Raw genomic sequence first — 24,553 nt, forward strand, 5'->3', positions numbered from 1 at the left:
CGATGGACCACCGCATGTCTCACGCACGTGTCGCGGACGCTCTCGACCGCCTGGAGCAGCACGCCAACCTGCACCTCCCGCTGCGCCGCGGTGACCTGCTCGGCCGGCTCGCGCTGCGGTTCCTCTGGCGGCGCCAGGCGAAGTGGCAGGTCGAGACGAACCTGGCGACGCGGGACGCCGTCAGCGCGCTGTCCGACGAGCTCCGGGCCGCCGAAGGGCACTTCCAGCGCTGGCTGGACGAACGCGGGGAGCTGGTGCGCGCCGAGTCGCTGCACCGGGAGCTGGAATCGCTCTACCGCAACGACCAGAACCTCTCGGCCGGGCTCAACCAGCGGCTCTACAGCGCGGTCGGCGGGCTGCAGGCCCAGCTGTCCGGCCTGGCGCTGCAGGTCACCGAGTCCGCGGAGCGTTCCGGCGGCGCCGAGGCCCGGCTCAAGGAGCTGGAAGCGCAGCTCGACCGGGTGCTGGCCGCGGCCGAGCAGGTCCGGCTGCGGAACGTGCAGGTCGACCTGTTCCTCGACCGCGCCCGGCGAGAGTCCGGTACGTCGGACGAGCCGGCCTCGGCCGACGCGGTGCCGGGCCGCGATTCGTTCCTCGAGATCGCTGTGGAAGCCCTGCTCGACGGGTCCGCCGAGCGCGCGCGGGACGCCGTGCGCGCGTACCTGCCGATCATCGAAGACGCCCGGAAGTCGGGTGCCACCGGCGCGGTGCTGGACATGGCCCCGGGCCGCGGCGGCTGGCCGGAGGTGCTCGCGGCCGCGGGCGTCCGGTACCGCACGGCGTCGCGGAACGCGTTGGTGCGCAAGCAATGCGAAGCCGTGGACGTCCAGGTGGCCGACGCCGACCCGATGCGGCTGCTCGAAGAGGCGACTCCCGGTTCGCTGGGCGCGATCACCGCGTTCCGCTTCGCCGAACGGCTCGAACCGGCGGCGCTGGCCCGGTTCGCCGAGCTCGCGGCCGCCGCGCTGCAGCCTGGCGGGCCCCTGGTCGTCGAGACGCCGCTCGCGTCCGCGGACTTCCACCTGGACCCCTTCGCGTTGCGCCCGGTGCACCCGGACTTCCTCCGCTTCCTCACCGAGGCGGCCGGGTTCTCCCACGTCGAGGTCCGCCTGCCGGGCGAGGCCGGCATCCCGGTCAGCGCACCCGGCGGGCGGGAGCGGTACTGCCTGCTCGCGTGGCGGTGACGGCCGTGCGCCACCGGATGTGGACGCCGCTGCCGCCCGAGCGCAGCGGCATCGCCGACTACAGCTTCGAACTGCTGGAGACCATGGCCGGCCTCGCGGACGTGTCCGCGGTCGGCCGGTACCCGGCCGAAGCCCGCACCCCCGCCGGGGTGCCGCTGCTCACCCCGGACGACGTCGAGGACTCCGGCGACGCCGTCGACACCTACCAGATGGGCAACAACACCGAGTTCCACGAGTGGATCTACCACCGGGCGCTCGCGGTGCCCGGGCTGGTGGTGTTGCACGACCCGTCGCTGCTGGACTTCTCGCTGAGCTACTACGGCGGGATCGAGTCACCGGCCTTCAAGGACGAGCTGGCCCACGCGCACGGCCCGATCTGGGGCGATCCGGCGGACCCGGCGCTGGTGCTCGGCTGGCCCGCGGTCGACGTCGACGGCGTCAAGCACCTCGACCGCCAGACGATGAGCCTGGAACGGCGGATCGTCTCGGCCAGCCGGGGCGTGCTGGTGCACGACCCGTTCCGCGCGCGGCACCTGCGGGAGCGCTACCCCGAGGTGCCGGTGTTCGCCGTGCCGTCGGCCGCGCCGGTCGTCGAGGACGACGCCAAGCGCCCGGCGGTCCGCGCCCAGCTCGGCTGGAACGACGACGACGTCGTGTTCGGCGTCTTCGGCGGGTTCACCGCGATCAAGCGGATCCGCGTCGCCGTATTGGCCTTCGCGCAGGTCCGGCGGCGCTGGCCGCAGGCGAAGCTGCTGATCGTCGGGCACGCGCGGGAGAAGGACATCGAGGCCGACGTCCACCGCACGATCGCGGAGCTCGGCGTCGGCGACGCGGTGCGGATCATCCCGAGCCCGGACATCGAGGAGTTCCAGGACCTGATCGTCGCGACCGACGCGCTGATCGGCCTGCGCTGGCCGACGGCGGGCGAGACGAGCGCGGTGATGATGCGCGCGTTCGGCCTCGGCCGGCTGTTCGTCACCAGCGACCTGCCCCAGCACCGGCACTACGACCGGGAGTTCTGCCGGCTGGTCCCGATCGACCCGCGGCGCGAGGCGGTGGAGCTCGTCGCGCACCTCGAGCGGATCGTGTCCTGGCCGGAGGAGGCTCGTGAGGCGGGCCGCAAGGCGCGCGAATACGTCCGGCAGCACGCTTCCTGGCCGGTCGTCGCCGCGGCCTACCACGATGCCGCCGAAGCCGTGCGGGGGCCGCTGCCGCCGCCGGTGAAGCCGTCGAAGGACCGGCCGGGCGTCAACATGTTCGGCGACGTCCGCGCGGCCGGCGTGACGGCCGAAGCGAACCGGCGCCTGGCGACCGTGCTGGCGGCGAGGCTGCCCCGGACGACGTTCACCGAGTTCAACACCCGCGTGCCGGACCGGCCGTACGAAGTGCCACCGGAGCTGGCCGACCTGCGCCGCGGCAAGGACTACGCGACCGACCTGTGGCTGGTCGACGCCGCCGGATTCCCGCTGATCCCGAAGCACTCGTTCGACCGCTACACCATCGCGCGGTGGACCGGCGAGCTGCCGGACCTGCCCGCGACCGGGCTCCCCCAGCTGTCCGATGTGGACGAACTGTGGGTGCCCTCGACGCTCGCCGCCGGCCTGCTGCGCGGCGGTACGGACCTCCCGATCACCGTGGTGCCCAAGGTGGTCCCGGCCGCCGACGGCACCGGCGACCGCGCGCGGTTCCGGCTCCCCGAAGACGAACTGGTCGTGCTCACGACGTTCCACGCGTCCTCGGACGCCGAGCGGAAGAACGTCCGGGGCGCGATCACGGCGTTCCGGCGGGCGTTCCCGGCAGGCGGCGCACACCTGGCCGTCGCCGCGATCGACCTGGACCCGGAATCCGAGGCGGCCGGGTGGCTCGGCCGGGAGGTCACCGCCGCCGGCGGGACGCTGCTCGGCGGGAAACTGTCCGAAGTGGACCGCGGGCTGCTGCTGGCGTCCTGCGACATCTACCTTTCGCTGCACCGGTTCGAGACGTTCGGGCTCGACCTGGCCGAGGCGATGGCCCGGCGCAAGCCGGTGGTCGCCACCGGCCACGGCGGCAACCTCGACTTCATGCCGCCGGGCGCGGCCGCGCTCGTGGGCTACGAGACGTACGTCGCGAAGGACGCCGAACCCGGCTTCACCAACGGTTTCACCACGTCGTACCCGCTCGGGCACCCGTGGGCGGAACCCGACGTGGACCAGGCCGCGCAGTGGTTGCGCAAGCTCGCCGGGAACCCCGGGCTGCGGACGTCGATGGGTGAGCGGGCGGCGGCCGCCGTCGAGGCCGTGTGCGGGCCGGACGCCGTCGCGGACGTCGTGACCAGGAGGCTGGCGGCCCTCCCGAAGTACTAATCCGGCCAAAAGCAGGCCGACGCCCTCACGGCACGTAACCGTTGCTACGAAGCCATTCGGCCGTGACTATGGTCGGATTGGTACCGATCGGCACAGTGAGGGCTCAGCCCCGCCGGGCTTCCAGCTCGGCGATGCGGCCCGACGCGGCGGCGAGCTGCGCCTCGAGCTCGGCGACCCGCGCCTCCAGCCCCGCCGTGTAGCGGACCGACTTCGTCCGCTGCCGTTCCTGCTCGACGCGAGTCTGTTCGAGCTGCTCGAGGTAGTCGGCGGCCCGCCGGTGCGTCTCCTGCAGCTCTCGCAGCTCGGCTTCCATGCGGCGGGCGTAGCCGATTTCGGCCGCGCGGCCGGTCCGCAGCTCCTCCAGCGCCTTGCCCTGCTGGAGGACGTCGTAGCGCTCGAAGTCGTCGAAGACGTTCGCGGGCGCGCCGAGCCGTGACAGCGCTTCGGCGTCGTCGGACTGCGCGTAGAAGCGGTTCAAGCCGTCGAAGAGCCCGCACTCGTAGCCCGCGTCGAGCAGCATCGGCTCCCACTCCGCGTGGGTCGGCGTCTGCGCACCGGGTTCGGTGGCCTCGACGACGAGCACCCGCGGGCGGTGCCGGGTCCAGTCGCCGCCCTCGATCACCACGCGCTCGGCGCCTTCGACGTCGATCTTGAGGAAGTCGACCGGGCCCGGGTGTTCGTCCAGGATCGCGGCCAGCGTCGTCAGCTCGACCTCGACGGTGTTCACGCGCCAGCCGCGGTCCTCGCGGTACCGGCCGGCGAGGCCGTCGTCGAGCGTCGACCAGCCCCACTCGTTCTCGACGACGTGCAGCTTCGCCGTCCCCGGGCGGGCGCCGACGGCGACGTCCAGGGTCAGGTCGTCCGGCCGGGCCGCGCGCAGCTCACGGGCCTTCGCCGGGATCGGCTCGATGTTGATCCCGCGCCAGCCGAGGTCGTAGAAGTGCTTCGTCACCGAGGCGACGAGCGGGTCACCCGCACCGATGTCGACATAGCGACCGGTGTCCTGACCGGCGAAGACGCGCGCGAGCACCACGTCCTCGGCCTGCTGCGCGTAGGAGATCATGGCAGCGAGATGCCGGCCTTCCGCGCCTCCAGCTGCAGGTCGTGGTCGACCATCATGGCGACCAGGTCCTCGAAGCCGACCTCGGGCTTCCAGCCCAGCTCGGTGTGGGCCTTGGTGGCGTCGCCGACCAGGAGGTCGACCTCGGCGGGCCGGAAGAACCGCTGGTCCTGCTCGACGAACCGCTCCCAGTCGTCGAGGCCGGCGTGCTTGAACGCGAGGTCCACGAAGTTGCGGACGCTGTGCGTGCGCCCGGTCGCGACGACGTAGTCGCCCGGCTCGTCCTGCTGCAGCATCTGCCACATCGCGCGGACGTAGTCGCCGGCGAAGCCCCAGTCGCGCTGCGGGTCGAGGTTGCCCAGCATCAGCTTTTCCTGCAGCCCGAGCTTGATCCGCGCGACGGCGTTGGTCACCTTGCGCGTGACGAACTCGATGCCGCGGCGCGGGCTCTCGTGGTTGAAGAGGATGCCCGAGCAGGCGTAGAGGCCGTAGCTGTCCCGGTAGTTCACGGTGATGTCGTGGCCGAACACCTTCGCCACGCCGTAGGGCGAGCGCGGGTAGAACGGCGTGTCCTCGGTCTGCGGCGACTGCCGGACCTTGCCGAACATCTCCGAGCTGGACGCCTGGTAGAAGCGGATCGGGTTGTTCTGGCTCCCGCCGACCATCCGGACGGCGTCGAGCAGCCGCAGCACCCCGAGCCCGGTGACGTTCGCGGTGAGCTCGGCCTGCTTGAAGCTCAGGGCGACGAAGGAGATCGCGCCGAGGTTGTAGACCTCGTCCGGCTGCACCTGCTCCAGCACCCCGACCAGGCTCGACAGGTCCTGCAGGTCGCCCTCGACGATCTCGACGAAGGGGTACTCCGTGCGGACCATGTCGATCCGAGGGTTGTTCTGCCCCTTGACCAGGCCGAAGACCTCGTACTGCTGCTCGTGGAGCAGCTCGGCGAGATATTGGCCATCCTGACCGGTGATACCGGTGATCAACGCACGTCGCACGCGGTGAGCTTAGCCGGGAGGTCTCCTTCACTTAGCCCGAAGGTGTGACTTCCGCCGTGTCGATGAACGCCGTCCCCCTCCCGGACGCCCTCTGAGCAGAGCATCGGCCCGGGAAGGAGGCGCCATGATCTGGATCTGCCTGGTCGCCGTCCTCGCCGTCGTGTTCCTGGTCCGGGCGTTCCGCGTGGTGCGCCGGGTCAGGCGGAGTGGCGTGGGGTGACCAGCCCCGACTCGTAGGCGAGCACCACCAGCTGCGCCCGGTCGCGGGCGCCGATCTTCGTCATGATGCGGCTGACGTGGGTGCGCGCCGTCGCCGTCGAGATCACCAGGTGGGCCGCGATCTCGTCGTTCGACATGCCGCCCGCCACCAGGCCCAGCACCTCGCGCTCGCGGTCGGTGATCTCGCGGACGGCGTTCGTGTCGATGCGCCGGTTCTCCGGGCGGCCGACGAACTCCTGGATCAGCCGCCGCGTCACGGTCGGCGCCAGCAACGCCTCGCCGCTCACCACGACCCGCAGCGCGCGCAGCAGCTCGACCGGCTCGGTGTCCTTGAGCAGGAACCCGCTGGCGCCCGAACGCAGGGCTTCGTAGACGTACTCGTCGATGTCGAAGGTGGTCAGGACCAGCACCTTCGTCCCGGCGAGGTCGGGGTTCGCGGTGATCCGGCGAGTCGCTTCGAGGCCGTCGACACCGGGCATCCGGACGTCCATCACCACGATGTCCGGCTTGTGCTCGATCGCCAGCGTGACGGCCTGTTCGCCGTCGCCCGCCTCGCCGCAGACGTCGAAGCCGTCTTCGGTCTCCAGCAGCACGCGGAACCCGGCGCGGACCAGGACCTGGTCGTCGGCCAGCAGGACGCGGATCATGCTTCCCCCTCGATCGGTAGCGCTACGCACACTTCGAAACCGCCGTCGACCGGCCCGGCGGTGCACCGCCCGCCGAGCGCGGCGGCGCGTTCGCACATGCCCCGCAGGCCGTGGCCCGGCGTCGGCTGGGTGGTGCCGCGGCCGTCGTCGCGCACCCGGAGCGTGAAGGTGCCTCTTTGCCGTTCGAACCGGACGTCGACGTGGTTCGGCTGGTCGGCGTGCCGGACGACGTTCGTCAGCGACTCCTGCAGGATCCGGTAGGCCGCCGCGTCCACCGGGGCCGGGAGGTCGCCGGGCTCGCCGTGGACGTCGACCGTGAGCCCGGCGTCGCGCGCGTGTTCCAGCAGCTCGGCGGCCTGGGCGAGGCTCGGCGCGGGCGCCTTGTCCTCGCCCGAGCGGAGCACGGCCAGGGTCGCGCGCAGGTCCTTGAGCGCGGACGCGCTGGCCGCCTTGATGTTGAGCAGCGCCTCTTTCGCCTGCTCCGGCCGCCGATCGGCGACGTGCGCGGCGACGCCCGCCTGGACGTTGATCATGGCGAGGCTGTGCGCGACGACGTCGTGCACCTCGCGGGCGATCCGCAGCCGTTCCTGCTCGGCGACCCGGTGGCGGTGCTCGTCGGCCTGCTCGCGGCGGGCGGCGAGCGCGTCGAGCTGGTAGCGGACGGCGGTGCCGACCCCGATGACGGCGACCAGCCACACGACGACGAACCCGGCCCCCGCTTCCAGCGCGAACGACCCCGACAGCACCACGTGCGCGAGGTAGGCCACGGTGAGCGCGGCGGCCCCGGTGATCCCGGCGGTGAGGGGGCCGCGCTGCCGGGTGAGCAGGAACAACGCGATGGTCGGCACGATGATGATCGGTCCGCCGGGCAGCCCCGAGGCGTAGTAGCCGAACGCGGACGCCGCCGTCGCCAGGAACAGCGTCAGCGGGAAGCGGTGCACGACGAGCAGCGTCAGCGTGGTGGCGACGAGCCACAGCCCGGCGCCCGCCGTCATCTGCGGCGAGCCGGGATCCCACCGCGACGCCCCGCTGGTCGCCCCGAGCACGAACCCCGAGACCACGATGGTGCGCACCACGCGCCCCACCCACGGGGACCAGCCCAGTTGCCATCTCATGCCGCGAAAACTACCGGTCATGGCGGGTCCGCGCGTCCGTCACAGAGCGACAGTCCGCGTACGTCGTCAGTCGACCATGCGGGGCAGCTTCGCCGCCGTCTCCTCGTCGGCCGGGGTGTACGTCGAGACCGTGATCTCGGAGCGGCGGCCGTAGTAGAGGTACGTGAAGTTGAACCGCAGCAGCCCGACGTCGGGGTGCATGTACCGCTTCGTGCGGATCGGCTCGGAGTTGACGTCGTGGTGCGGCCAGAGCTCGGCGAACAGCGGCGACTCCGCCTTCAGGCGCTTGACCAGGTTCTTCCACGCCGGCTCCGCGACGTGCTCGGCCATCGCCGCGCGGAAGGACGCGATCACGCGGGGGATGTTCGTCTCCCAGTCCAGCATGCGCTCGCGCCACTGCGGGTTGAGCAGGCACTGGACCAGGGTGTTGCGGTCCTCGAACGGGATCGCGTCGACTTCGCCCATCAGCCAGGTGTAGCCGCGGTTGTAGCCGAGGAGGTCGCAGCGGGCGTTGCGCACCGCGACCGGGTACGGCTCCAGCTTCTTCAGCATGAGTTCCATCTGCGGCGAGACGACCTGGCAGTCCTTCTCGCTCTCCGGCTCGGGCGCGCCGGCCAGGCGGAAGAGGTGGGTGTGCTCGTGCGGGTCGAGCCGCAGGGTGCGGGCGATCGCCTGCAGCACCTGCTCGGACGCGTTGATGTCGCGGCCCTGCTCGAGCCACGTGTACCAGGTGACCCCGACCCCGGCGAGCTGCGCGACCTCTTCGCGGCGCAGCCCCGGCGTCCGGCGGCGGCCCATGATCGGGAGGCCGAGCTGCTCGGGCGTGATCCGCTCACGCCGGCTGCGCAGGAACCTCGCCAGCTCCTGGCGGCGGAGCTCGGATTCGACGGCGGTGGTCATGGTGCCAGGATCGCACGCGCCCGAACCTGGTACCAGGTAGTGGCGGTACCCGGATGAACAGCAACTGGTACCAGTTTAGAAGTGGGTCGATCGTAGTACTCATGACCACGACTCAACTCGCGCCGATCACCCCCGGCGCCCAACTTCGGCCGGGATTGACCCCCGCCGGCCTGGTCACGGTGCTGCTGGGGGCGGCGCTGCCCATCATCGACTTCTTCATCGTCAACGTCGCGCTGCCGACGATCAATGCCGACCTCCACGCGTCCACGGCGACGCTGGAACTGGTGGTGGCCGCATACGGCATCGCGTACGCGGTGTTGCTGGTGGTCGGCGGCCGCCTCGGCGACTCGTTCGGCAGGCGGCGGCTGTTCTTCGCGGGTCTGTGGCTGTTCACGCTGACGTCCCTGGCCTGCGGAATCGCCCCGACGGCGACGACGCTGGTGATCGCTCGCGCCGCGCAGGGGGCGGCGTCGGCGATGCTGCTGCCACAGGTGCTCTCGATCATCCAGGCGGCGACGTCCGGCGAAGAGCGTTCGCGAGCGCTGGGGCTCTTCGGAGCGACGGGCGGCCTGTCGACGGTCGTCGGCCAGTTGCTGGGCGGCGGCCTGGTGGCGGCGGACCTCTTCGGCACCGGCTGGCGGCCGATCTTCCTGGTGAACGTGCCGATCGGCCTGGTGGTGCTGCTGATGGCCCGCCGCCTGCCGGAGAGCCGCGCGCACAATCCCCTGGGCGTCGACCGGCTGGGGACGCTGTTGCTGGCGACCACCTTGCTGTCGTTGCTGGTCCCGCTGATGGAAGGCCGAGCCTTGGGCTGGCCGGCGTGGTCGATCGTGCTGCTGGCGCTGTCGCCGTTCTCGGCCGCGGCTTTGGTGCACGTCGAACGGCGCTTGGAGCGGCTCGGCGGAACGCCGTTGCTGCCGCCGTCGGTGATGCGCCTGCCGAGTGTGCGACGCGGGTTGATGGTGGCGGCGCCGTTCTTCGCGGCGTTCGGCTCGTTCATGTTCGTGTTCGCGATGACGCTGCAGGAGGGCCTGCACTTCGGCCCGCTCGGCGCGGGCGGCGCGCTGACCCCGCTGGCGGTCGCGTACTTCACGGTGTCGATGCTGAGCAGCCGCCTGGTGACGCGCTACGGGCAGAAGGTGGTGCCGATCGGGGGCGCGATCACGGCGGTCGGGATGGTGGCACTGCTCTGCACGACGCTGGCGGCCTGGCCGCACGTGACCATTCTCGATCTGGCGCCGTCGATGGTGGCGATCGGTGTGGGGAACGCGCTGGCGATGACGACGTTGTTCCGGATCGTGCTGTCGCACGTGCCGACGGACCTGGCCGGGGTCGGTTCGGGCGTGATGACGACCAACCAGCAGACGGCGCTGGCGCTGGGCGTGGCGACGCTGGGGAGTCTGTACGCGGCGCTTTCGAGCTCGCTGGGGAGCCGGGACGCGTTCGCGCTGGTGATCGGGCTGGTGGCGGTGCTGGCGGCGATCGTGGCCGTCACCGCGCGGCGGTTGCCGGACCCCCGGGTGTGACGGCCGGGCACGGCGAGACCACGTTGTCACCATCCGGGTGACCTGGCCGCCGAAAAAAACGAAAGTTCACCCGTCGGAAAAGTCGCGCGCCGGACGACTATGGGGGTGTGACGGAACCTCGGGTACGACCGGACCCGGCCTTCGCGCTGCTCGGGCTCTACGAGACCGCGCTGCCGGAGGTCTACGGGTACCTGCTGTCCCGGTGTGGTGACCGCACGCTCGCCGAGGAGCTCACTTCCGAGACCTTCCTCGGGGCGGTCGCCGCCTGTCGCAAGGAATACGCACCTCCAGTGAGCACCGGGTGGCTGATCGGCGTCGCCCGGCACAAGCTCGCCGACCACTGGCGGCGCAAAGAACGAGAGGAACGCGGGCTGCGGCTGGTGCACGACAGCGCGCCGGACGTCGACGACCCGTGGGACGAGCAGCTCGACGCCCTGCGCGCGAGACAGGTGCTCGAATCCCTCGGGTCGCACCACCGCGCGGCCCTGACCCTCCGGTACGTCGACGGCTTGGGCGTGCCCGAGGTCGCCGGCCACCTGGGGCGCAGCGTGCACGCCACCGAGGCGTTGCTCGTGCGGGCCCGCGCCGCGTTCCGGCGCGCCTACGAGGAGAAGGAGGGTCGCGATGCCTGAGCCTTTCGACGCGCTTCGCCGGCCCTCCGAGCGGGTCGCGCCCGACCCGGACTTCGCCGCCGAACTGCGCGACAACCTGCGTCGCGTCATCTTGAACGGAGCCGATATGACCACCACCGAAGCCCCCACGAGCACTGCCGAACTGCGCTCGCTGACGCCTTACCTCGCCGTGTCCGACGCGCGGGCCGCGCTCGACTTCTACGTCGACGTCTTCGGCGCGACCCGCCGCGGTGAGCCGATCCTCATGGACGACGGCCGCATCGGGCACGCCGAGCTGGCCATCGGCGATGCGGTGCTGATGCTCGCCGAGGAGTACCCGGAGATCGGGCACGTCGCGGCCCAGGGCGGGGGCGCGTCGGTGCGGGTGGAGGTGCCGGACGCGGACGTCAGCGTGGCCCGGGCGCTGGAGCTGGGCGGGACGCTGATCCGCGCGGTGAGCGATTCGCCGTACGGGCGGGGCGGCTCGTTCCGCGACCCGTACGGCCAGCGCTGGCTGGTTTCGCAGGCGACACCGAAGCCGGAGCCGGCGCCGAAGCAGGGCGAGGCCATGTACTTCACGTTCCAGGTCCCGGAAGACGAGCCCGCGAAGACGTTCTACGGCGCGGTGCTCGGCTGGCAGTTCTCCCCCGGCTCGGTCGAAGGCGCGTGGAGCATCGAAGGCGACGGTCAGCCGGGCGGGCTCTGGGGCGGTCCGGGCCGCCAGGTCGGTTGGAAGCTGATGTTCGCGGTCGACGACCTCGACGCCGCACTGACGCGCGTCCGTGAGCAGGGTGGCCGGCCGGGCGAGATCGAAAACCACCCCTACGGCACGACGGCCGACTGCACGGACAACCAGGGCATCGAGTTCTGGCTGTGGCAGCAGCCCGCGAAGTGAGCAATCCCATCCGCCGGGACGGGCGGGCAGGCGCACACTCGAAGGCATGGCCGGGCACTGGACGCCACGTGACCACGACGAGCTGACCGCGGGCTGGCGGTTGTGGCTCGAACTCAGCTCGTCGGCCTGGCCCCGGCCGGACTGGGACGGCAGCCCCGACGAAGCCGTGCGGGGACTGCGGGAGCTCGTCGGGGCCGGCGACCGGATCCTCGCCGACTACCTCACCGCCGGTGGGGACAAGGAAGCCGCGGTCGCCGGGCTCATCGGGTCGATGCACATGTCGGCCAGCTGGGTCCGTGAGCTGTGGCAGGGCGATACCGCACCGCTCGACGCGGAGCGGCTTGCCCTGCTGCACAGCGATCTCGCCGGCTTCGCCGAGCACGCCGACGGCATCCGCACACTTCTCGCCGAAGGCGGCGGCTGGGCGTCGCTGAAGCTCTAACGTCCCGCCGCGTAGCCCTGCATGCCTCGGGCGTTGGCTGCCGCGCGCAGCAACGAGCCGTCTCGGGAAACCGCCGCCAAGCGGCCCAGGGCCCAGTCTCCCGCGTCCACCAGCGAGTGGCCGCGGGCGCGCAGGGCGTCCAAAGTGGACGCACCCAGCCGGGACTCCACCACCAGCTCGCGCGGGTTCCACGAGCGCGGGTAGAACGAGCTCGGGAACGCCGTCGTGTGCCAGGCCGGGGCGTCGATCGACTCCTGGAGGTTCAGGCCGCCGTACACGTGCGCGAGCCAGAAGCACAGCTGCCACTGGTCCTGCTGGTCGCCGCCCGGCGTGCCGAAGGCCAGCGTCGGGACGCCGTCGCGCAGGGCCAGCGACGGCGACAGCGTGATGCGCGGGCGCTTGCGCGGGGCCAGGGAGTTCGGCAGGCCCTGCTCCAGCCAGAACATCTGCCCGCGCGAGTCGAGGCAGAAGCCCAGCGACGGGATCGCCGGGCTCGACTGCAGCCAGCCGCCCGACGGGGTCAGCGACACCAGGTTGCCCGCCGCGTCGACGACGTCGAGGTGGACCGTGTCGCCGCGCGTCTCGCCCTGGGGGCCGACGGTCGGCTCGCCCGTCGCGCCACCTTCCGCCTGGACGCCCTGCAGCGAGTTCAGGATCGCCGGGAGCCGGGCCGGACCCCGCGCGTCCCCGGGCCGAAGCTCGGCGGACGCCGTGTCGGTGATCAGAGCACGTCGGGCATCGGTGTAGCCGGCAGAAAGCAGCACGTCCAGCGGGACGTCGGTGTCGCCGTACCACGCCTCGCGGTCCGCGAAGGCCAGCTTCGCCGCCTCGACCGCCAAGTGCACCGTGCGCTCCGACGCCACGCCGTCCACAAAGGACACTTCGTCGCGGAAGCCGTGCATCAGCAGGGCCTGCTGCAGCAGGGCCGGCCCCTGCGTCCAGCCGCCCATCTTGACCAGGCGCCAGTCGCCGACGTCCACCGAGGCCGGTTCTTCGTACGACGCCGACCAGGACGCCAAGTCTTCGCCGGTGAGGAGGCCCGCGTGGTCGCGACCGGAGTCGTCGCGGAACGCGGTCCGGCTGAACTTCTCGATCGCTTCGGCGACGAAGCCCTGTGACCAGGCACGACGTCCGGCGTCGATCTGCGCTTCCCGACCCGAGACGGACTCCGCCTCCCGCAGGAGACGTTCCCACGTGTCCGCCAGCGTCGGGTTCCGGTGCAGGCCGGCCGCGGGCTTGCCGTCCGGCAGCCAGAGCGACGCCGACGTCGGCCAGTGCTCGACGAACAGCCGCTCGACGGCGCGGATCGTGTCCCCGACCCGCGACACCAGCGGGACGCCGTTGCGCGCGTAGCCGATCGCGTAGGACAGCACCGCGCGAAGGGACTTCGTGCCGTAGTCGCGAAGCAGCAACAGCCAACCGTCCCAAGCGCCCGGGACGGTCGCCGGCAGCAAACCGCTGCCCGGGATGAGGTCCAGGCCCAGCGACGCGAAGTGCTCGGGCGTAGCCCCCGCGGGCGACGGGCCTTGGCTGGCCAGTGCCCGCGGGGTCGGGTCGTCCGCCGTCACGAAGAGGCCGGGCACCTGGCCCGCCGGTCCGCACAGGTGCGGCTCGGCGACCTGCAGGACGAATCCGGCGGCGACCGCCGCGTCGAACGCGTTGCCGCCGTCTTCCAGCACCGCCATCCCGGTGGCCGAAGCCAGCCAGTGCGTCGATGCCACCATCCCGAAGGTGCCGGCCAGCTCGGGCCTCGTCGTGAACATGCCCCGATAGTACGCATTGCTAAGGAACTTCTACCAGGCTGCGCTTTACCAAGACGTCGGGCGACGCCGTTCCGGCTCGTACGGCTGCGTGATGATCTCCATCCCGTTCCCACCGGGGTCGAGGAAGTAGACGCCACGGCCGCCGTGGTTGTGGTTGATTTCGCCGACCTGCTTCCCCATCGGATCGGCGTGATGGGTCACGCCCGTTTCGACGAGCCGCGCGAACACGGCGTCGAAGTCGTCCTCCGGGATCAGGAAGCAGTAGTGCTGCAGGCGAAGGTCCTGCTCAGGGATGGTCGCGAAGTCCAGCCGGACGCCGTTGCGGGTCTCGACGGGGATGAACGGACCCCATTCCTCCCCGACCTCGAGGCCGAGCAGGTTCGCCAGGAATTCGGCGGATTCCCGGTTGTTCCGGGACGGGACGATCAGATGGTTCAATTCAACGGAAACGGAAACTGACACGAGTGAAATGCCTCCGGGGCACTCCCGCCACCTCCATGTCTCACCCAGCCGGTGACCGACACGCGATGCCGTGCCGACGATCTTAGCCAGCCGGACGCCGTCAGGAAACCTTGATTCGCGCCGCCGCCCGCGGCCGCCCGACGCCCTGCCAGGACAGCCCGGCGTCGACGATCACCCGCGGGTCGAGCAGGTTGCGCGTGTCGACGACGTCGATGCCGTCCATGAGCTCGGCCATCGCCGCCCAGTCGAGGTGCTTGAACTCGGCCCATTCGGTCAGCACGACGACGGCGTCCGCGTCCTTCGCGACCTGGTAGGCGTCGTCGACGACGGTCATCCCGGCGAGCCCGCCGTCGACGGCCGGGTCGTAGGCGGTCAGCTCGGCGCCCAGCGCGCACAGCACCGACGACACGGCGAGCGCGGGCGAGTCGCGCAGGTCGTTCGTGCCGGCCTTGAACGCCAGGCCCAGCACGCCGATCCGCGCGCCGGCCAGCGTGCCGCCGACCGCGCCGGCGATCTTCGCGACGATCCGGTCGCGCTGGGCGATGTTCTCGTCGATCGCCGAGGTCAGCATCTTGAAGTCGTAGTTGACCGACTCGGCGACCTTGACCAGCGCGCTGGTGTCCTTCGGCAGGCACGAGCCGCCCCAGCCCGGGCCCGGCTTGAGGAACGTCCGGCCGATCCGCCGGTCGTGGCCCATGCCCTCGGTGACGAGGTCGATGTCCGCGCCCAGCCGCTCGCACAGCTCGGCGATCGAGTTGACGTACGAAAGCTTCAGCGCGAGGTAGCAGTTCGCGGCGTACTTGACCAATTCGGCGCTGGCGGCATCGGCGACGACGACCGGCGCGTCCAGCTCGGCGTACAGCTCGCCGACCCAGTGCGCGGCGGCGCGGTCGTCCGAGCCGACGACGATCCGGTCCGGGCCCAGGAAGTCCGCGACCGCGGTGCCCTCGCGGAGGAACTCGGGGTTGGACACCACCGGCACGTCGGTCCGGCCGAGCATCTCCTCGATCCGCTTCGACGTGCCGACCGGCACGGTCGACTTGGTGACCAGCGCGCAGCCGACGGGCAGGACGTCGCCGATCTCGGCGGCCACCGCCTCGACCGCGCGCAGGTCCGCGGAACCGCCCGCCCCCATCGGCGTCGGTACACAGAGGAACACCGCCTGAGCGTCACGGACCGCGTCGCGCGCGCCGACGACGAACTGGAGACGGCCGGTCGAAATCCCGCGGGCGACCAGGTCGGTCAGCCCCGGTTCGAGGATGTCGACGCGCCCCGCGCTCAGCCGGGACACCTTCGCGCGGTCGACGTCCACGCAGGTGACGTAATGACCCAGACTGGCCAGGCAAGCCCCCGTGGTCAAGCCTACGTAACCGGTACCTACCACCACGATCCGAGCTGGTGTCATGCCGCTGAAGGTGACAGCCGGACGTGACCACCGCGCTAACGGAAACAGTCCTACCCGAAAGCGGTGAGCGAAGACACGAATCGCCACTGCGAACGAGCGTTAACCTGGTCCGGAGTCAGAGCAGCGAAGGGAACCGCACAGATGCAGATCACCGACACCGCGGCGCTCGTCACCGGGGGCGCGTCCGGCCTCGGCGGGGCGACGGCGAAGGCCCTCGCGGCCCAGGGCGCGCGCGTGTTCGCGCTCGACCTGGCGCCGTCCATCGAGAAGGCCGAGCAGGTCGACGGCATCACCTACGTCGAGGCCGACGTGACCGACGTCGAGCAGGTCGAGGCGGCCGTCGCGACCGCGGCCGGCTCCGGGGTGCCGCTGCGGACCGTGGTGAACTGCGCCGGCATCGGGCCGTCCGCGCGGATCCTGTCCAAGAAGGGCCGCCACGACCTCGCGCTGTACGCGAAGGTCATCCAGATCAACCTGATCGGCACCTTCAACGTCCTGACCGTTGCGTCCGAAGCGATCGCGAAGACCGAGCCGCTCGAGGACAACGCCCGCGGCGTCATCATCAACACCGCGTCCATCGCCGCCTTCGACGGCCAGATCGGGCAGGTCGCCTACGCGTCGTCCAAGGGCGGCGTCGTCGGCATGACGCTGCCGGCCGCGCGGGATTTGGCCTCGCACGGCATCCGCGTGCTGACCATCGCCCCCGGCATCGTCGACACCCCGATGCTCGCCACGGTCAGCGACGAGTTCCGCGCGACGCTCGCCGCCGGCATCCCGTTCCCGAAGCGCCTCGCGCGGCCGGACGAGTACGCGAAGCTCGCGCTGTCGCTCATCGACCACGACTACCTGAACGGCGAGGTCGTCCGCATGGACGGCTCGCTGCGGATGGCCCCGCGCTGACGCCGAGGGCGGCACTTCCCCTCCGGAAGTGCCGCCCCTGGGCCGTCAGCGGGTGAGGCGGACCTCCAGGCCGATGCCGTCGGTGGTGACCGAGCAGCCGCCGAAAGCGCTCTCCGCGGCCAGCGCCTCGAACTGCTCGCGCGTGAACGCCCGGCGCCGCAGCCACGCCAGCGTCTGCCGGACGGTGAACCCGCTGACCGCGCCGACGTTCATCCCGGCGACCTCGCGCCCGATCTCCGCGCCGGTGGCCTCGTGGTTCAGGTCGTGGATCACCGCGAACCCGCCCGGGCGCAGCACCCGGTGCATTTCGTTCAGCGCGGCCACCGGCTGCCGGAAGTTCTTGAACGCGGCTTGGCAGACCAGGAAGTCGAACGACTCGTCCGCGAACGGCGCGTGCGTGACGTCGCCCTGCTTGAAGTCGACGTCCACCCCGGCTTTCTGAGCCTCCCCCAGGGCGATCTCCACCATCGTGTGGCTGATGTCGAGCCCGGTGACGTGGAAGCCGCGCTTCGCCAGCTCCACGGCGAAGAAGCCCGGCCCGGGCGCCACCTCCAGGACGTCGGCGCCCTCCTTCAGCCCGGACGTGACCTCGACCGCCTGCCGGCGGTACTGCGCGAGCTGTGGCTCGGTGCCGCGGTTCTTGGCGTACCAGCGCGCCTGGAAACCTTCCATCTCGGGCACGCGGTGCTTGCGGGTCGTCTCCATCGGTTCCTACCTCTCCACGAACTCCCCCAGGTCGTCCGGGAATTCGCCGGTTTCGTGAAAGCGCCGCCAGGCATCGATGCCCGGCAGGGCGCCGGTGGTCAGTTCTTCGAGGAAGCCGCGCGCCCAGCGCGCCTCGGCCTCCGTCATCGCGATGTCGTACTCGACCTCGACCAGGAACAGCCGCGGCATCAGCGGCCGCAGCTGGTCCAGGACCGCCCGCTGCTGCTCGACGTGGTCATCGAGCTGCCCGAGCCGCTGTCGCAGCAGGCTGATCGCCTGGTCGGGGCCGAGCACGCCGATCATCGACAGCCCGGACCGGAACCGCGGCGGCTCCTTCTCGACCGTGCCGACGAGCTCGCGGACCCAGTCCTCGAACTCCTCGCGCCCGGCCGGCGTGATCCGGTAGACGGTCCGCTCGGGCCGTCCGCCGTCCTTGACGCTCTCGACGGCCTCCAGGAAGCCGTGCTTTTCCAGGTTCGCGACGACCGTGTAGAGCGAGCCCCACTTGATCGGCAGGTCGGCGTCCTTGCCGCGTTCCTTCAGCACGGACGCCATTTCGTACGGGTGCATCGCGCGTTCCAGCGCGACGGACAGCACGGCCAGGCCCAGCATGCTGCCGACCTTCCGCTTCTTCACGTCGACTCCTCGTTCACGAGTACTCGTAGACGAGTATACGGAAGACGTGCCAGTAGGCAAGTGTCTTAGTCGACGAACTACTCAGAGATCGAACATGTACGGGACTTCGGCCTGCGCCCGCGCGTCGATCCACTCCCGCAGCGCGTGGGTCGCCAGGACGTCGTCCTCGTTGTAGCGCAGCAGCCGCTCGCGCTGCTCACCGTCCGGCGTCTCGCCGTCCATCCCGACGGCGTCGCGGTACCAGCGCATCGACGCCTCGCCGCCCGCCTCCGGATCCCGCCAGGCGAACCCGGCGACCGGGGCGATCACCTTCAGGCCCTTGCCGTGGGAGCACAGGAACTGGTCGGTGACGCTGCGGAAGAGGTCGACCCACTCCTCGGAGTCCACAAAGGACTGGATTTCCTTCTTGGCCGGAATGCCGGGGTGGTCGCCGAAGCGCTCGACCGAACCGAAGAGCCAGCGGTTCTCGGCGAGGGCGTTGTAGCAGTACGCGCGGAAGGTCAGCCCGGCCGCTTCGGTGCGCTCGCGGACGTCGGTGAGCCAGGCCCAGAACTCGGCGAAGGACCGGGCCTCGTCGTCGGTCGGCAGCGGGTCCCACGTCGCGAAAGCGCGGTAGCCGGGCTCCAGCCCGATGTCGGCACCGGTCAGCAGGCAGCCCCAGAGGTACGCGCCGGCGTCGCCGAAGCTCTCCATGTCGACGTCGACCTCGACGTCGCCGCGCGGCACGTCGACCTCGTCGACGCGGCGGACCAGGGTCAGGTCGGCCAGCCAGGCGCGGGCGAGCACGACGGCGTCCGGGAACGTCACGCCGGTCCAGTTCACCTCCGGCGCCTCGCCGGCCGGGTCGAGCGCGGCCAGCTTGTCCACAGTGGACACGCCGGCGCGGCGCAGCTCCAGCGCGTCCTCGCCGCGGACCACCAGGCTGACGTCGCGGGACTCGGTGAGCACCGCCTCGCACGTCGGCCACCACGGGCAGCGGCGGCACTCCAGCACGCGCGACGGCTCGGCCAGCGGCTCCTCGCCGTTCGCGGCCGCCGTGGCGATGGCGAGCCGGTCGGCGAACCGCACCTGGTACTCGGTGAGCGCGCTGCGGCCGCCCGGCCAGGTACCCGCGGTGAGGTCGTGCCAGACGACGACGTCGGCGTCGAGGCCGATGACGCCACCGAGGGCGAGGCTCTCGTCGGCCTGCCCGAGCGTCTGCAGCATGCGGCGGATGTGCACGAGCCGGAGCTGGTCGCGCGGCTGCGATCGGACCTTGCGGCTCTCGTCGGCGCCGCGGTGCGCCGGGTCGAGGTCGGTCGGCGCGGTGACGATCGCGCCGGTGCCGCGGTCGGTGATGCGGTGGCGCACGACGAGCACCGGGACGTACCCGCGGCCGGTGCGCACCAGCAGGTCGATGCCGCCGCGCCGGTGCCCGGCCGGGTCGACCGGCAGCAGCGCGCCCCAGATGTAGGGCGCTTCGGCGGCGAAAGCTCGTTCGGTGAGCTCGACGCGCTCGTGGGCCGGGAGGTCGCGGCCGATCTTGACCCAGTCGCCGGGGTTGGCCGCCATCAGCCGGCTGACGATGTCCTCGCGGTGGGCGGTGGCGTCGTCGATCCGCTGCTGCGCGGTGGGGTCCGGCGGGGACAGCGGGACCTCGCGCATCGCCGGGTCGTGCTCCAGGTGCACGCGGCGGCGGCAGCGGCTGACCGCTCCCGCGTCGAGTACCACCTCGCCCTTCATGGAGATCACTCTAGATTCCCACCGCCGAGCCGACATGCCCGCCACCCGGGCGACCAGTAAGTTCGACCTCACACGTCGCAGGAGGTGCCATGGCGCGCAAGGCCAAGGTCGAGGGTGAAGGCCGATTCACCCCCAAGAAGGCGAAGAACGCGGTCGCGGTGGCGAAGGTGCTCGGGCCGGTCGTGATCCCGGTGGTCGCGCCGTTCGCGGTGCGCGCGGCGGGCTCCGCCCGGGAGCTGTACGACCGCTACCAGGCACGCAAGCTCGGCGTCGCGGTCGACCAGCTGGGCACGTACACCGGTCGCGGTGCGGCGCTGCACGCCCGGATCGCGGGGCTCGCCGACGGCTGCCGGGACCTGGAGAAGTCGGACAAGGCGTCGGCGGCGGACAAGACGTTCGTGAGCGAGTCGCTGAGCACGCTGGAGCAGCTGTCGGCGTCAGTGCGGGCGGCGGAGCGGATGCCGGCGGCGCGGCGCAAGGCCGTGCACCGCGCGGTGGCCGGCGAGCTGGAGCGGCTGGAAGGCCTGCTGCTCAACCGGCTCGGGATCTGACCCGGAAACGAGAGCGGCCCCCGGTGCGCGCACCGGGGGCCGCTCTGCGCCTGCCTACTTCACGAAGCCCTTCTTGACCATCCAGTCGTGGGCGACCTTGCCCGCGTCCTGGCCGTCGACGTCGACCTGCTTGCAGAGCTGGACCATCTGCTCGTTGTCGAGCGCCGCGCCGACCTTCTCCAGCGGGCCGCGGATGTCCGGGTGCGCCTTGACGAACTCTGTGCGCAGCGTCGGGACCGCGTTGTACTGCGGGAACGCCTTCTTGTCGTCCTCGAGCACCCGCAGGTTCAGCCCGGAGATCCGGCCGTCGGTGGTGAACACCTCGCCGACCGGGCACGTGCCGCCCGCGACCGCCGAGTAGATCGTGCCGATGCCGAAGTTCTCGATCTTCGGGTTCTGGAAGCCGTAGGCCTTCACCGCGGCCGGGAAGCCGTCCTGGCGGCTGGTGAACTCCGTCTCCAGGCAGAACACCGCCTGGTCCGGCTTCTGCTTGATGAACGCCGCGAGGTCCGACGTCGTCTTCAGGTTGTTCTGCGCGCCGTACGCCTCGGTGACGGCGAACGCGTACTGGTCGTTGAGCGGCGAGTAGTTCAGCCACGTGACGCCGAACTTCTCTTCGTCCGCCTTGGCCGTCGCGTCGTACTGGGCCTTCTCACCGCCGGGCACCGGCAGCTCGTTGCCCTGGTAGTTGATCCAGCCCGTGCCGGTGTACTCCCAGGTGACGTCGGTCTGCCCGGACAGCAGCGCCTGCCGCGACGAGTTGGACCCCTTGATGTCCGACAGGTCGACGACGTCCGCGCCGGCCGCGGACAACGCCATCTCGGACAAGTACGCCAGGATGATGTTCTCGGTGAAGTCCTTCGACCCCACCGTCACCTTCAGGCCCTGCAGCGACGGGATCGGCTGGATCGAGCCCGGCTGGATGTCGTACGGCACCGCCTGGTTGACCGTCAGGCCGCACGCGGAGAGCGTCGCGCCCAGCACCGCCGCCCCGAGGACTGCCGTAATGCGCCGGAGTTTCATCGCAGCCCCTTCGGTCCGAAGAACTGTTCGGCGACCGCGCCCAGCCAGTCCACCAGCAGGGCCAGCGCGACGGCCAGCACCGAGCCGGTCACCAGCACCGAGGTCAGGTTCAGCTTGTAGCCGGTGTCGATCAGCAGCCCGAACCCGCCGGCGTTGACGAACATGCCGAACGTCGCGGTGCCGACCGCCAGCACCAGGGAGGTGCGCAGACCGGCCAGGATCAGCGGGACGGCCAGCGGCATCTCGACGCGGAACAGCACCGCCGTCGCCGACATCCCGATGCCGCGGCCCGCGTCGATCAGCGACTCGTCGACCTGCTGGATGCCGACCATCGTGTTCCGCAGCACCGGCAGCAGCGAGTAGAAGGCCAGCGGCAGCGCCGCCACCCACAGCCCGCCGACCGCGCCGGTGACGATGAACCACAGCACCAGCACGCCGAGCGCGGGCGCGGCCTGGCCGATGTTCGCGATCGCCAGGAAGACCGGCGCGAGGAAGCGGGCCCACGGCCGCGTGACGATCACCCCGAGCGGCACGGCGACCAGCACGACGATCGCGGTCACCACGAGCGTCATCAGCACGTGGTCCCACAACGCCGTGAACAAGGACGTCGCGTTGAGCGTCGCCTTCTCGGTCGCGGTCAGCCCGCTCGAGAACACCCAGATCAGCGTGACGGCGACGATCACCAGCACCACGACGGGCTGCGCGAACAGCCGGACGCGTTCCGCGCGTTTGGAGCCGGACTCGGTACTGAAACCGGTATCGACGGCAGCCGTCATGCGGACACCTCCTCGCCGTTGGTGTGCTCCTGACGCAGCTGCTGGATGGTCGCGATCACGGTGTCGAGCTGGATGGTGCCCGCGTACTCGCCGCGCGCGCCGGTCACCGGCACCGAGCCGCCCTCGGCGAGCATCGCCTCGAGCGCGTCCTGCAGCGTCGACTGCAGGCTGACGATGTCGCGCAGCGGCCTGCCGACGGTCGCCAGCGACGACCCCGACGTCAGGTCGCGCACGTGCGCCCAACGGATCGGCCGGTTGCGCTGGTCGAGCACCAGCGCGAAGTGCTTGCGCTGGTCTTCGAGCTTCTTGCGGACCTCGGCCGGGTCGTCGGAGAGCGTCGCCGTCAGCGCGTCCTGCTGCAGCTCGACGTCGCGGACCCGCAGCAGCGTCAGCTGCTTCAGCGACGCGCCGGCGCCGACGAAGCCGGCGACCGTGTCGTCGGCCGGGTTGGCCAGGATCGCCTCGGGCGTGTCGTACTGCAGGATCGACGACTGGTTGCCGAGCACCGCGATCTTGTCGCCGAGCTTCACGGCCTCGTCGAAGTCGTGGGTGACGAAGACGATCGTCTTCTTCAGCTCGGTCTGCAGCCGCAGGAGCTCGTCCTGCAGGTTGCCGCGGGTGATCGGGTCGACCGCGCCGAACGGCTCGTCCATGAGCAGCACCGGCGGGTCCGCGGCGAGCGCCCGCGCGACGCCGACGCGCTGCTGCTGGCCACCGGAGAGCTGCCGCGGGAAGCGGTCGCGGAAGTCGGACGGGTCGAGGCCGACCAGGTCCATCATCTCCTCGACCCGGTCGTTGACCTTCTTCTTGTCCCAGCCGAGCAGGCCGGGCACCACGCCGATGTTCTGCGCGACGGTGAAGTGCGGGAACAGGCCGGCCTGCTGGATCGCGTAGCCGATCCGGCGGCGCAGCGTGTCGACGTCGAGGCTCAGCGCGTCGTCGCCGCCGATGGTGATCTTGCCGGAGGACGGCTGGACCAGCCGGTTGATCATCCGCATCGTGGTGGTCTTGCCACAGCCGGACGGGCCGACGAAGACCACGATCTTGCCGGCGGGCACGACCATGGAGAAGTCGTCGACCGCCGCTTCGCGGGTGCCGGGGTACCGCTTGGTCACGTGCTCCAGCTCGATCTCGACGCCGGAGACTTCCTCGTTCTCAGCCACGGACACCCCTAGAAATGGTGAAACGCTTGATCAGGACGTAAACGCCGTCGAGCAGCAGGGCGAGGATGACCACCCCGACCGTGCCGGTGACGGCCTGGTTCAGGGAGTTCGTGCTCCCCGCGTTCGTGAGCCCGGAGAAGACCTCGGCACCGAAGCCGGGACCCTTCGCGTAGGCGGCGATCACGGCGATGCCCATCAGCATCTGGGTGGCCACCCGCATGCCGGTGAGGATCGCCGGCCAGGCCAGCCGCAGCTCGACCCGGGTGAGCACGCCGAAGCGGCTCATCCCGATGCCGCGCGCGGCGTCCGTGATCGCCGGGTCGACCCCGTCGAGCCCGACGATGGTGTTCCGGACGATCGGCAGGAGGCCGTAGAGCACCAGCGCGATCACGGCCGTCGTCGGACCGAGCCCCGAGATCGGGATCAGCAGGCCCAGGAGGGCGAACGACGGGACCGTCAGGATCGTGCTCGCCAGCGCCGTGGCCACCGCCGAACCGATCGGGCTGCGGTAGACCGCGACGCCGATCAGCACGCCCAGGATCGCCGCGAGGATCGTGCACTGCACCACCATGCTGGTGTGCAGGTAGGCCTCCAGCCAGAGCTTGCTCGCCCGGTCGGAGATGTAGTCGAAGAGGTTCATCCGTGTCCGCTCTCCCGCCTTTGTGCAGGCCTTCACCCGATCGGGCTAGTTCCTGACCGACGGCTCAGTACCCAGCGCGACGGCGGACCAAACCCCCGTTTCGGCCTACGGTTCCGCCCACCTTGGCCTTTCCGGACGTGATCGGCAAGAAATGACCTGAACCACGGCGTGGCGCGGTCCGTGAACTCGGTGTGTGCTCACTTCACGGGATCACACGCTCACGCCGGAGCAGGTCCCTTAGGCTGCTCCTCATGAGCGTTCCGGCACGGCGTCCCGCCGTGCTCGGTGCTACCCGTGGTGCGTTGCTCGCCGTGTGCGCCGCGGCGCTTTCCGTGACCGCGCACCGGCTCGCCGACGGCGGCCTGCCCGACCCGGCGATGACCGTGCTGCTCACCGGTCTCTTCGGCTGGACCGCGAGCGCACTGGCCCGCAAGGCGCGCGGAACGGTCGCCACGATCACGCTGCTCGGCGCCGCCCAGCTCGTGATGCACCTGCTGCTCACCACGCTCGCCGGCCACCAGGACATGCACACGACGGCCGGCGGCACCGGACCCGGCATGGTGCTCGCGCACGCGTTCGCGACCCTGGTCACCGCGCTCCTGCTCGCCCGCGCGGACGCGACGCTGCTGACGGTGCTCAACGTGCTGCGCGCGATCCTGCCGCGGCTGCTCACCCCGCTGCCGGTGGGGGAACTCCGAGCTCCCGCGCTCGTCCCGGCCCGCACCACTTCGCCGGGCCACCTCGTCGGCGTCGACCTGCGCCGGATCCGCGGGCGCCGCGGCCCGCCTCTCCACTCCTGAACCCCGGCTCATCCCCGAACAGCGGACCCCCGAGTTCGCTGCCCTTTCTTGAGTTCATCAGGAGTGAACCC

General features: G+C 71.1%; 24 protein-coding genes. 9 read left to right on the top strand and 15 right to left on the bottom strand.

The annotated features are described in order from the left end of the window. Positions 1-14: 14 nt before the first annotated feature. Positions 15-1,184 carry a hypothetical protein gene (locus AB0C38_RS01590; protein WP_360664792.1) on the top strand — a complete coding sequence of 390 codons (1,170 nt, stop codon included), beginning with the start codon at positions 15-17 and terminating at the stop codon, positions 1,182-1,184. Then, positions 1,175-3,526 (top strand): glycosyltransferase, encoded by a 2,352-nt coding sequence (locus AB0C38_RS01595; RefSeq protein ID WP_360664795.1) that lies wholly within the window; start codon positions 1,175-1,177, stop codon positions 3,524-3,526. Before AB0C38_RS01590 ends, AB0C38_RS01595 begins: the two co-directional genes overlap by 10 nt. Positions 3,527-3,629: 103 nt before the next feature. Here AB0C38_RS01595 and AB0C38_RS01600 read toward each other — a convergent pair whose 3' ends face one another. The 5 genes from AB0C38_RS01600 to AB0C38_RS01620 form a co-directional block, all read right to left on the bottom strand. Then, positions 3,630-4,589 (bottom strand): FkbM family methyltransferase, encoded by a 960-nt coding sequence (locus tag AB0C38_RS01600; protein WP_360664798.1) that lies wholly within the window; start codon positions 4,587-4,589, stop codon positions 3,630-3,632. Then, a complete protein-coding gene (gene gmd / locus AB0C38_RS01605) occupies positions 4,586-5,581 on the bottom strand; it encodes a GDP-mannose 4,6-dehydratase (protein ID WP_360664801.1) in 996 nt (331 codons plus the stop codon). The genes AB0C38_RS01600 and gmd overlap by 4 nt, the downstream gene beginning before the upstream one ends. Before the next feature lie 197 nt (positions 5,582-5,778). Beyond that, positions 5,779-6,447 carry a response regulator transcription factor gene (locus AB0C38_RS01610; protein ID WP_360664803.1) on the bottom strand — a complete coding sequence of 223 codons (669 nt, stop codon included), beginning with the start codon at positions 6,445-6,447 and terminating at the stop codon, positions 5,779-5,781. Beyond that, on the bottom strand, positions 6,444-7,562 hold the full coding sequence (locus AB0C38_RS01615; RefSeq protein ID WP_360664806.1) for a sensor histidine kinase: 1,119 nt from the start codon (positions 7,560-7,562) through the stop codon (positions 6,444-6,446). Before AB0C38_RS01615 ends, AB0C38_RS01610 begins: the two co-directional genes overlap by 4 nt. 66 nt (positions 7,563-7,628) lie before the next feature. Beyond that, the gene (locus AB0C38_RS01620) at positions 7,629-8,462 is read right to left on the bottom strand and encodes a helix-turn-helix transcriptional regulator (RefSeq protein ID WP_360664809.1); all 834 of its coding nucleotides are present in this window, start codon (positions 8,460-8,462) and stop codon (positions 7,629-7,631) included. Between the two features lie 101 nt (positions 8,463-8,563). Between AB0C38_RS01620 and AB0C38_RS01625 the strand changes: the two genes are divergently transcribed. The 4 genes from AB0C38_RS01625 to AB0C38_RS01640 all read left to right on the top strand — a co-directional run bounded on the left by AB0C38_RS01625 (position 8,564) and on the right by AB0C38_RS01640 (position 11,936). Next, the gene (locus AB0C38_RS01625) at positions 8,564-9,988 is read left to right on the top strand and encodes an MFS transporter (protein ID WP_360664812.1); all 1,425 of its coding nucleotides are present in this window, start codon (positions 8,564-8,566) and stop codon (positions 9,986-9,988) included. A 107-nt stretch (positions 9,989-10,095) separates the two neighbouring features. Further along, positions 10,096-10,620 (top strand): sigma-70 family RNA polymerase sigma factor, encoded by a 525-nt coding sequence (locus AB0C38_RS01630; protein WP_360664815.1) that lies wholly within the window; start codon positions 10,096-10,098, stop codon positions 10,618-10,620. Beyond that, positions 10,613-11,494 carry a VOC family protein gene (locus AB0C38_RS01635; RefSeq protein WP_360664818.1) on the top strand — a complete coding sequence of 294 codons (882 nt, stop codon included), beginning with the start codon at positions 10,613-10,615 and terminating at the stop codon, positions 11,492-11,494. The genes AB0C38_RS01630 and AB0C38_RS01635 overlap by 8 nt, the downstream gene beginning before the upstream one ends. A gap of 46 nt (positions 11,495-11,540) precedes the next feature. Continuing rightward, on the top strand, positions 11,541-11,936 hold the full coding sequence (locus AB0C38_RS01640) for a hypothetical protein (protein ID WP_360664821.1): 396 nt from the start codon (positions 11,541-11,543) through the stop codon (positions 11,934-11,936). Here the strand turns inward: AB0C38_RS01640 and AB0C38_RS01645 are convergent. The 3 genes from AB0C38_RS01645 to AB0C38_RS01655 all read right to left on the bottom strand — a co-directional run bounded on the left by AB0C38_RS01645 (position 11,933) and on the right by AB0C38_RS01655 (position 15,566). Further along, positions 11,933-13,699 (bottom strand): gamma-glutamyltransferase, encoded by a 1,767-nt coding sequence (locus tag AB0C38_RS01645; protein WP_360664824.1) that lies wholly within the window; start codon positions 13,697-13,699, stop codon positions 11,933-11,935. The two genes, AB0C38_RS01640 and AB0C38_RS01645, sit on opposite strands and share 4 nt — an antisense overlap. Before the next feature lie 45 nt (positions 13,700-13,744). Next, positions 13,745-14,137: a VOC family protein gene (locus AB0C38_RS01650; protein WP_360664827.1), complete on the bottom strand. Its 393-nt coding sequence runs from the start codon at positions 14,135-14,137 to the stop codon at positions 13,745-13,747. 124 nt (positions 14,138-14,261) lie between these two features. Next, entirely contained in the window at positions 14,262-15,566 is a 1,305-nt protein-coding gene (locus AB0C38_RS01655) for a UDP-glucose/GDP-mannose dehydrogenase family protein (protein ID WP_360664830.1), read from the bottom strand. Between the two features lie 141 nt (positions 15,567-15,707). Between AB0C38_RS01655 and AB0C38_RS01660 the strand changes: the two genes are divergently transcribed. Then, positions 15,708-16,466, top strand: a complete 759-nt coding sequence (locus AB0C38_RS01660) for an SDR family NAD(P)-dependent oxidoreductase (protein ID WP_360664833.1) — start codon at positions 15,708-15,710, stop codon at positions 16,464-16,466. Between the two features lie 45 nt (positions 16,467-16,511). Here AB0C38_RS01660 and AB0C38_RS01665 read toward each other — a convergent pair whose 3' ends face one another. From AB0C38_RS01665 to AB0C38_RS01675, 3 genes are all read right to left on the bottom strand, one after another. Then, positions 16,512-17,171, bottom strand: a complete 660-nt coding sequence (locus tag AB0C38_RS01665; RefSeq protein ID WP_360664836.1) for a class I SAM-dependent methyltransferase — start codon at positions 17,169-17,171, stop codon at positions 16,512-16,514. A 6-nt stretch (positions 17,172-17,177) separates the two neighbouring features. After that, positions 17,178-17,807, bottom strand: a complete 630-nt coding sequence (locus AB0C38_RS01670; protein WP_360664838.1) for a PadR family transcriptional regulator — start codon at positions 17,805-17,807, stop codon at positions 17,178-17,180. Positions 17,808-17,888: 81 nt separating this feature from the next. Further along, on the bottom strand, positions 17,889-19,529 hold the full coding sequence (locus AB0C38_RS01675) for a TM0106 family RecB-like putative nuclease (RefSeq protein WP_360664841.1): 1,641 nt from the start codon (positions 19,527-19,529) through the stop codon (positions 17,889-17,891). An 89-nt stretch (positions 19,530-19,618) separates the two neighbouring features. Here AB0C38_RS01675 and AB0C38_RS01680 point away from each other — a divergent pair, with 89 nt between their 5' ends. After that, entirely contained in the window at positions 19,619-20,080 is a 462-nt protein-coding gene (locus AB0C38_RS01680) for a DUF6474 family protein (RefSeq protein WP_360664844.1), read from the top strand. Positions 20,081-20,134: 54 nt separating this feature from the next. Here AB0C38_RS01680 and AB0C38_RS01685 read toward each other — a convergent pair whose 3' ends face one another. From AB0C38_RS01685 to AB0C38_RS01700, 4 genes are read right to left on the bottom strand one after another with little or no spacing between them, the layout of a single operon-like run. Next, on the bottom strand, positions 20,135-21,103 hold the full coding sequence (locus AB0C38_RS01685; protein ID WP_360664847.1) for a glycine betaine ABC transporter substrate-binding protein: 969 nt from the start codon (positions 21,101-21,103) through the stop codon (positions 20,135-20,137). Further along, positions 21,100-21,879, bottom strand: coding sequence for an ABC transporter permease (locus tag AB0C38_RS01690; RefSeq protein ID WP_360664849.1), 780 nt, complete (start codon positions 21,877-21,879; stop codon positions 21,100-21,102). Before AB0C38_RS01690 ends, AB0C38_RS01685 begins: the two co-directional genes overlap by 4 nt. Continuing rightward, a complete protein-coding gene (locus AB0C38_RS01695; RefSeq protein WP_360664851.1) occupies positions 21,876-23,042 on the bottom strand; it encodes an ABC transporter ATP-binding protein in 1,167 nt (388 codons plus the stop codon). The genes AB0C38_RS01690 and AB0C38_RS01695 overlap by 4 nt, the downstream gene beginning before the upstream one ends. Then, complete coding sequence (locus AB0C38_RS01700; protein ID WP_360664854.1) at positions 23,035-23,682, bottom strand: ABC transporter permease; 648 nt, start codon at positions 23,680-23,682, stop codon at positions 23,035-23,037. The genes AB0C38_RS01695 and AB0C38_RS01700 overlap by 8 nt, the downstream gene beginning before the upstream one ends. Before the next feature lie 302 nt (positions 23,683-23,984). Between AB0C38_RS01700 and AB0C38_RS01705 the strand changes: the two genes are divergently transcribed. Next, a complete protein-coding gene (locus tag AB0C38_RS01705; RefSeq protein WP_360667428.1) occupies positions 23,985-24,482 on the top strand; it encodes a hypothetical protein in 498 nt (165 codons plus the stop codon). Positions 24,483-24,553: the final 71 nt, after the last annotated feature.

The sequence above is a fragment of the Amycolatopsis sp. NPDC048633 genome (assembly GCF_040650695.1).
Taxonomy (GTDB): domain Bacteria; phylum Actinomycetota; class Actinomycetes; order Mycobacteriales; family Pseudonocardiaceae; genus Amycolatopsis.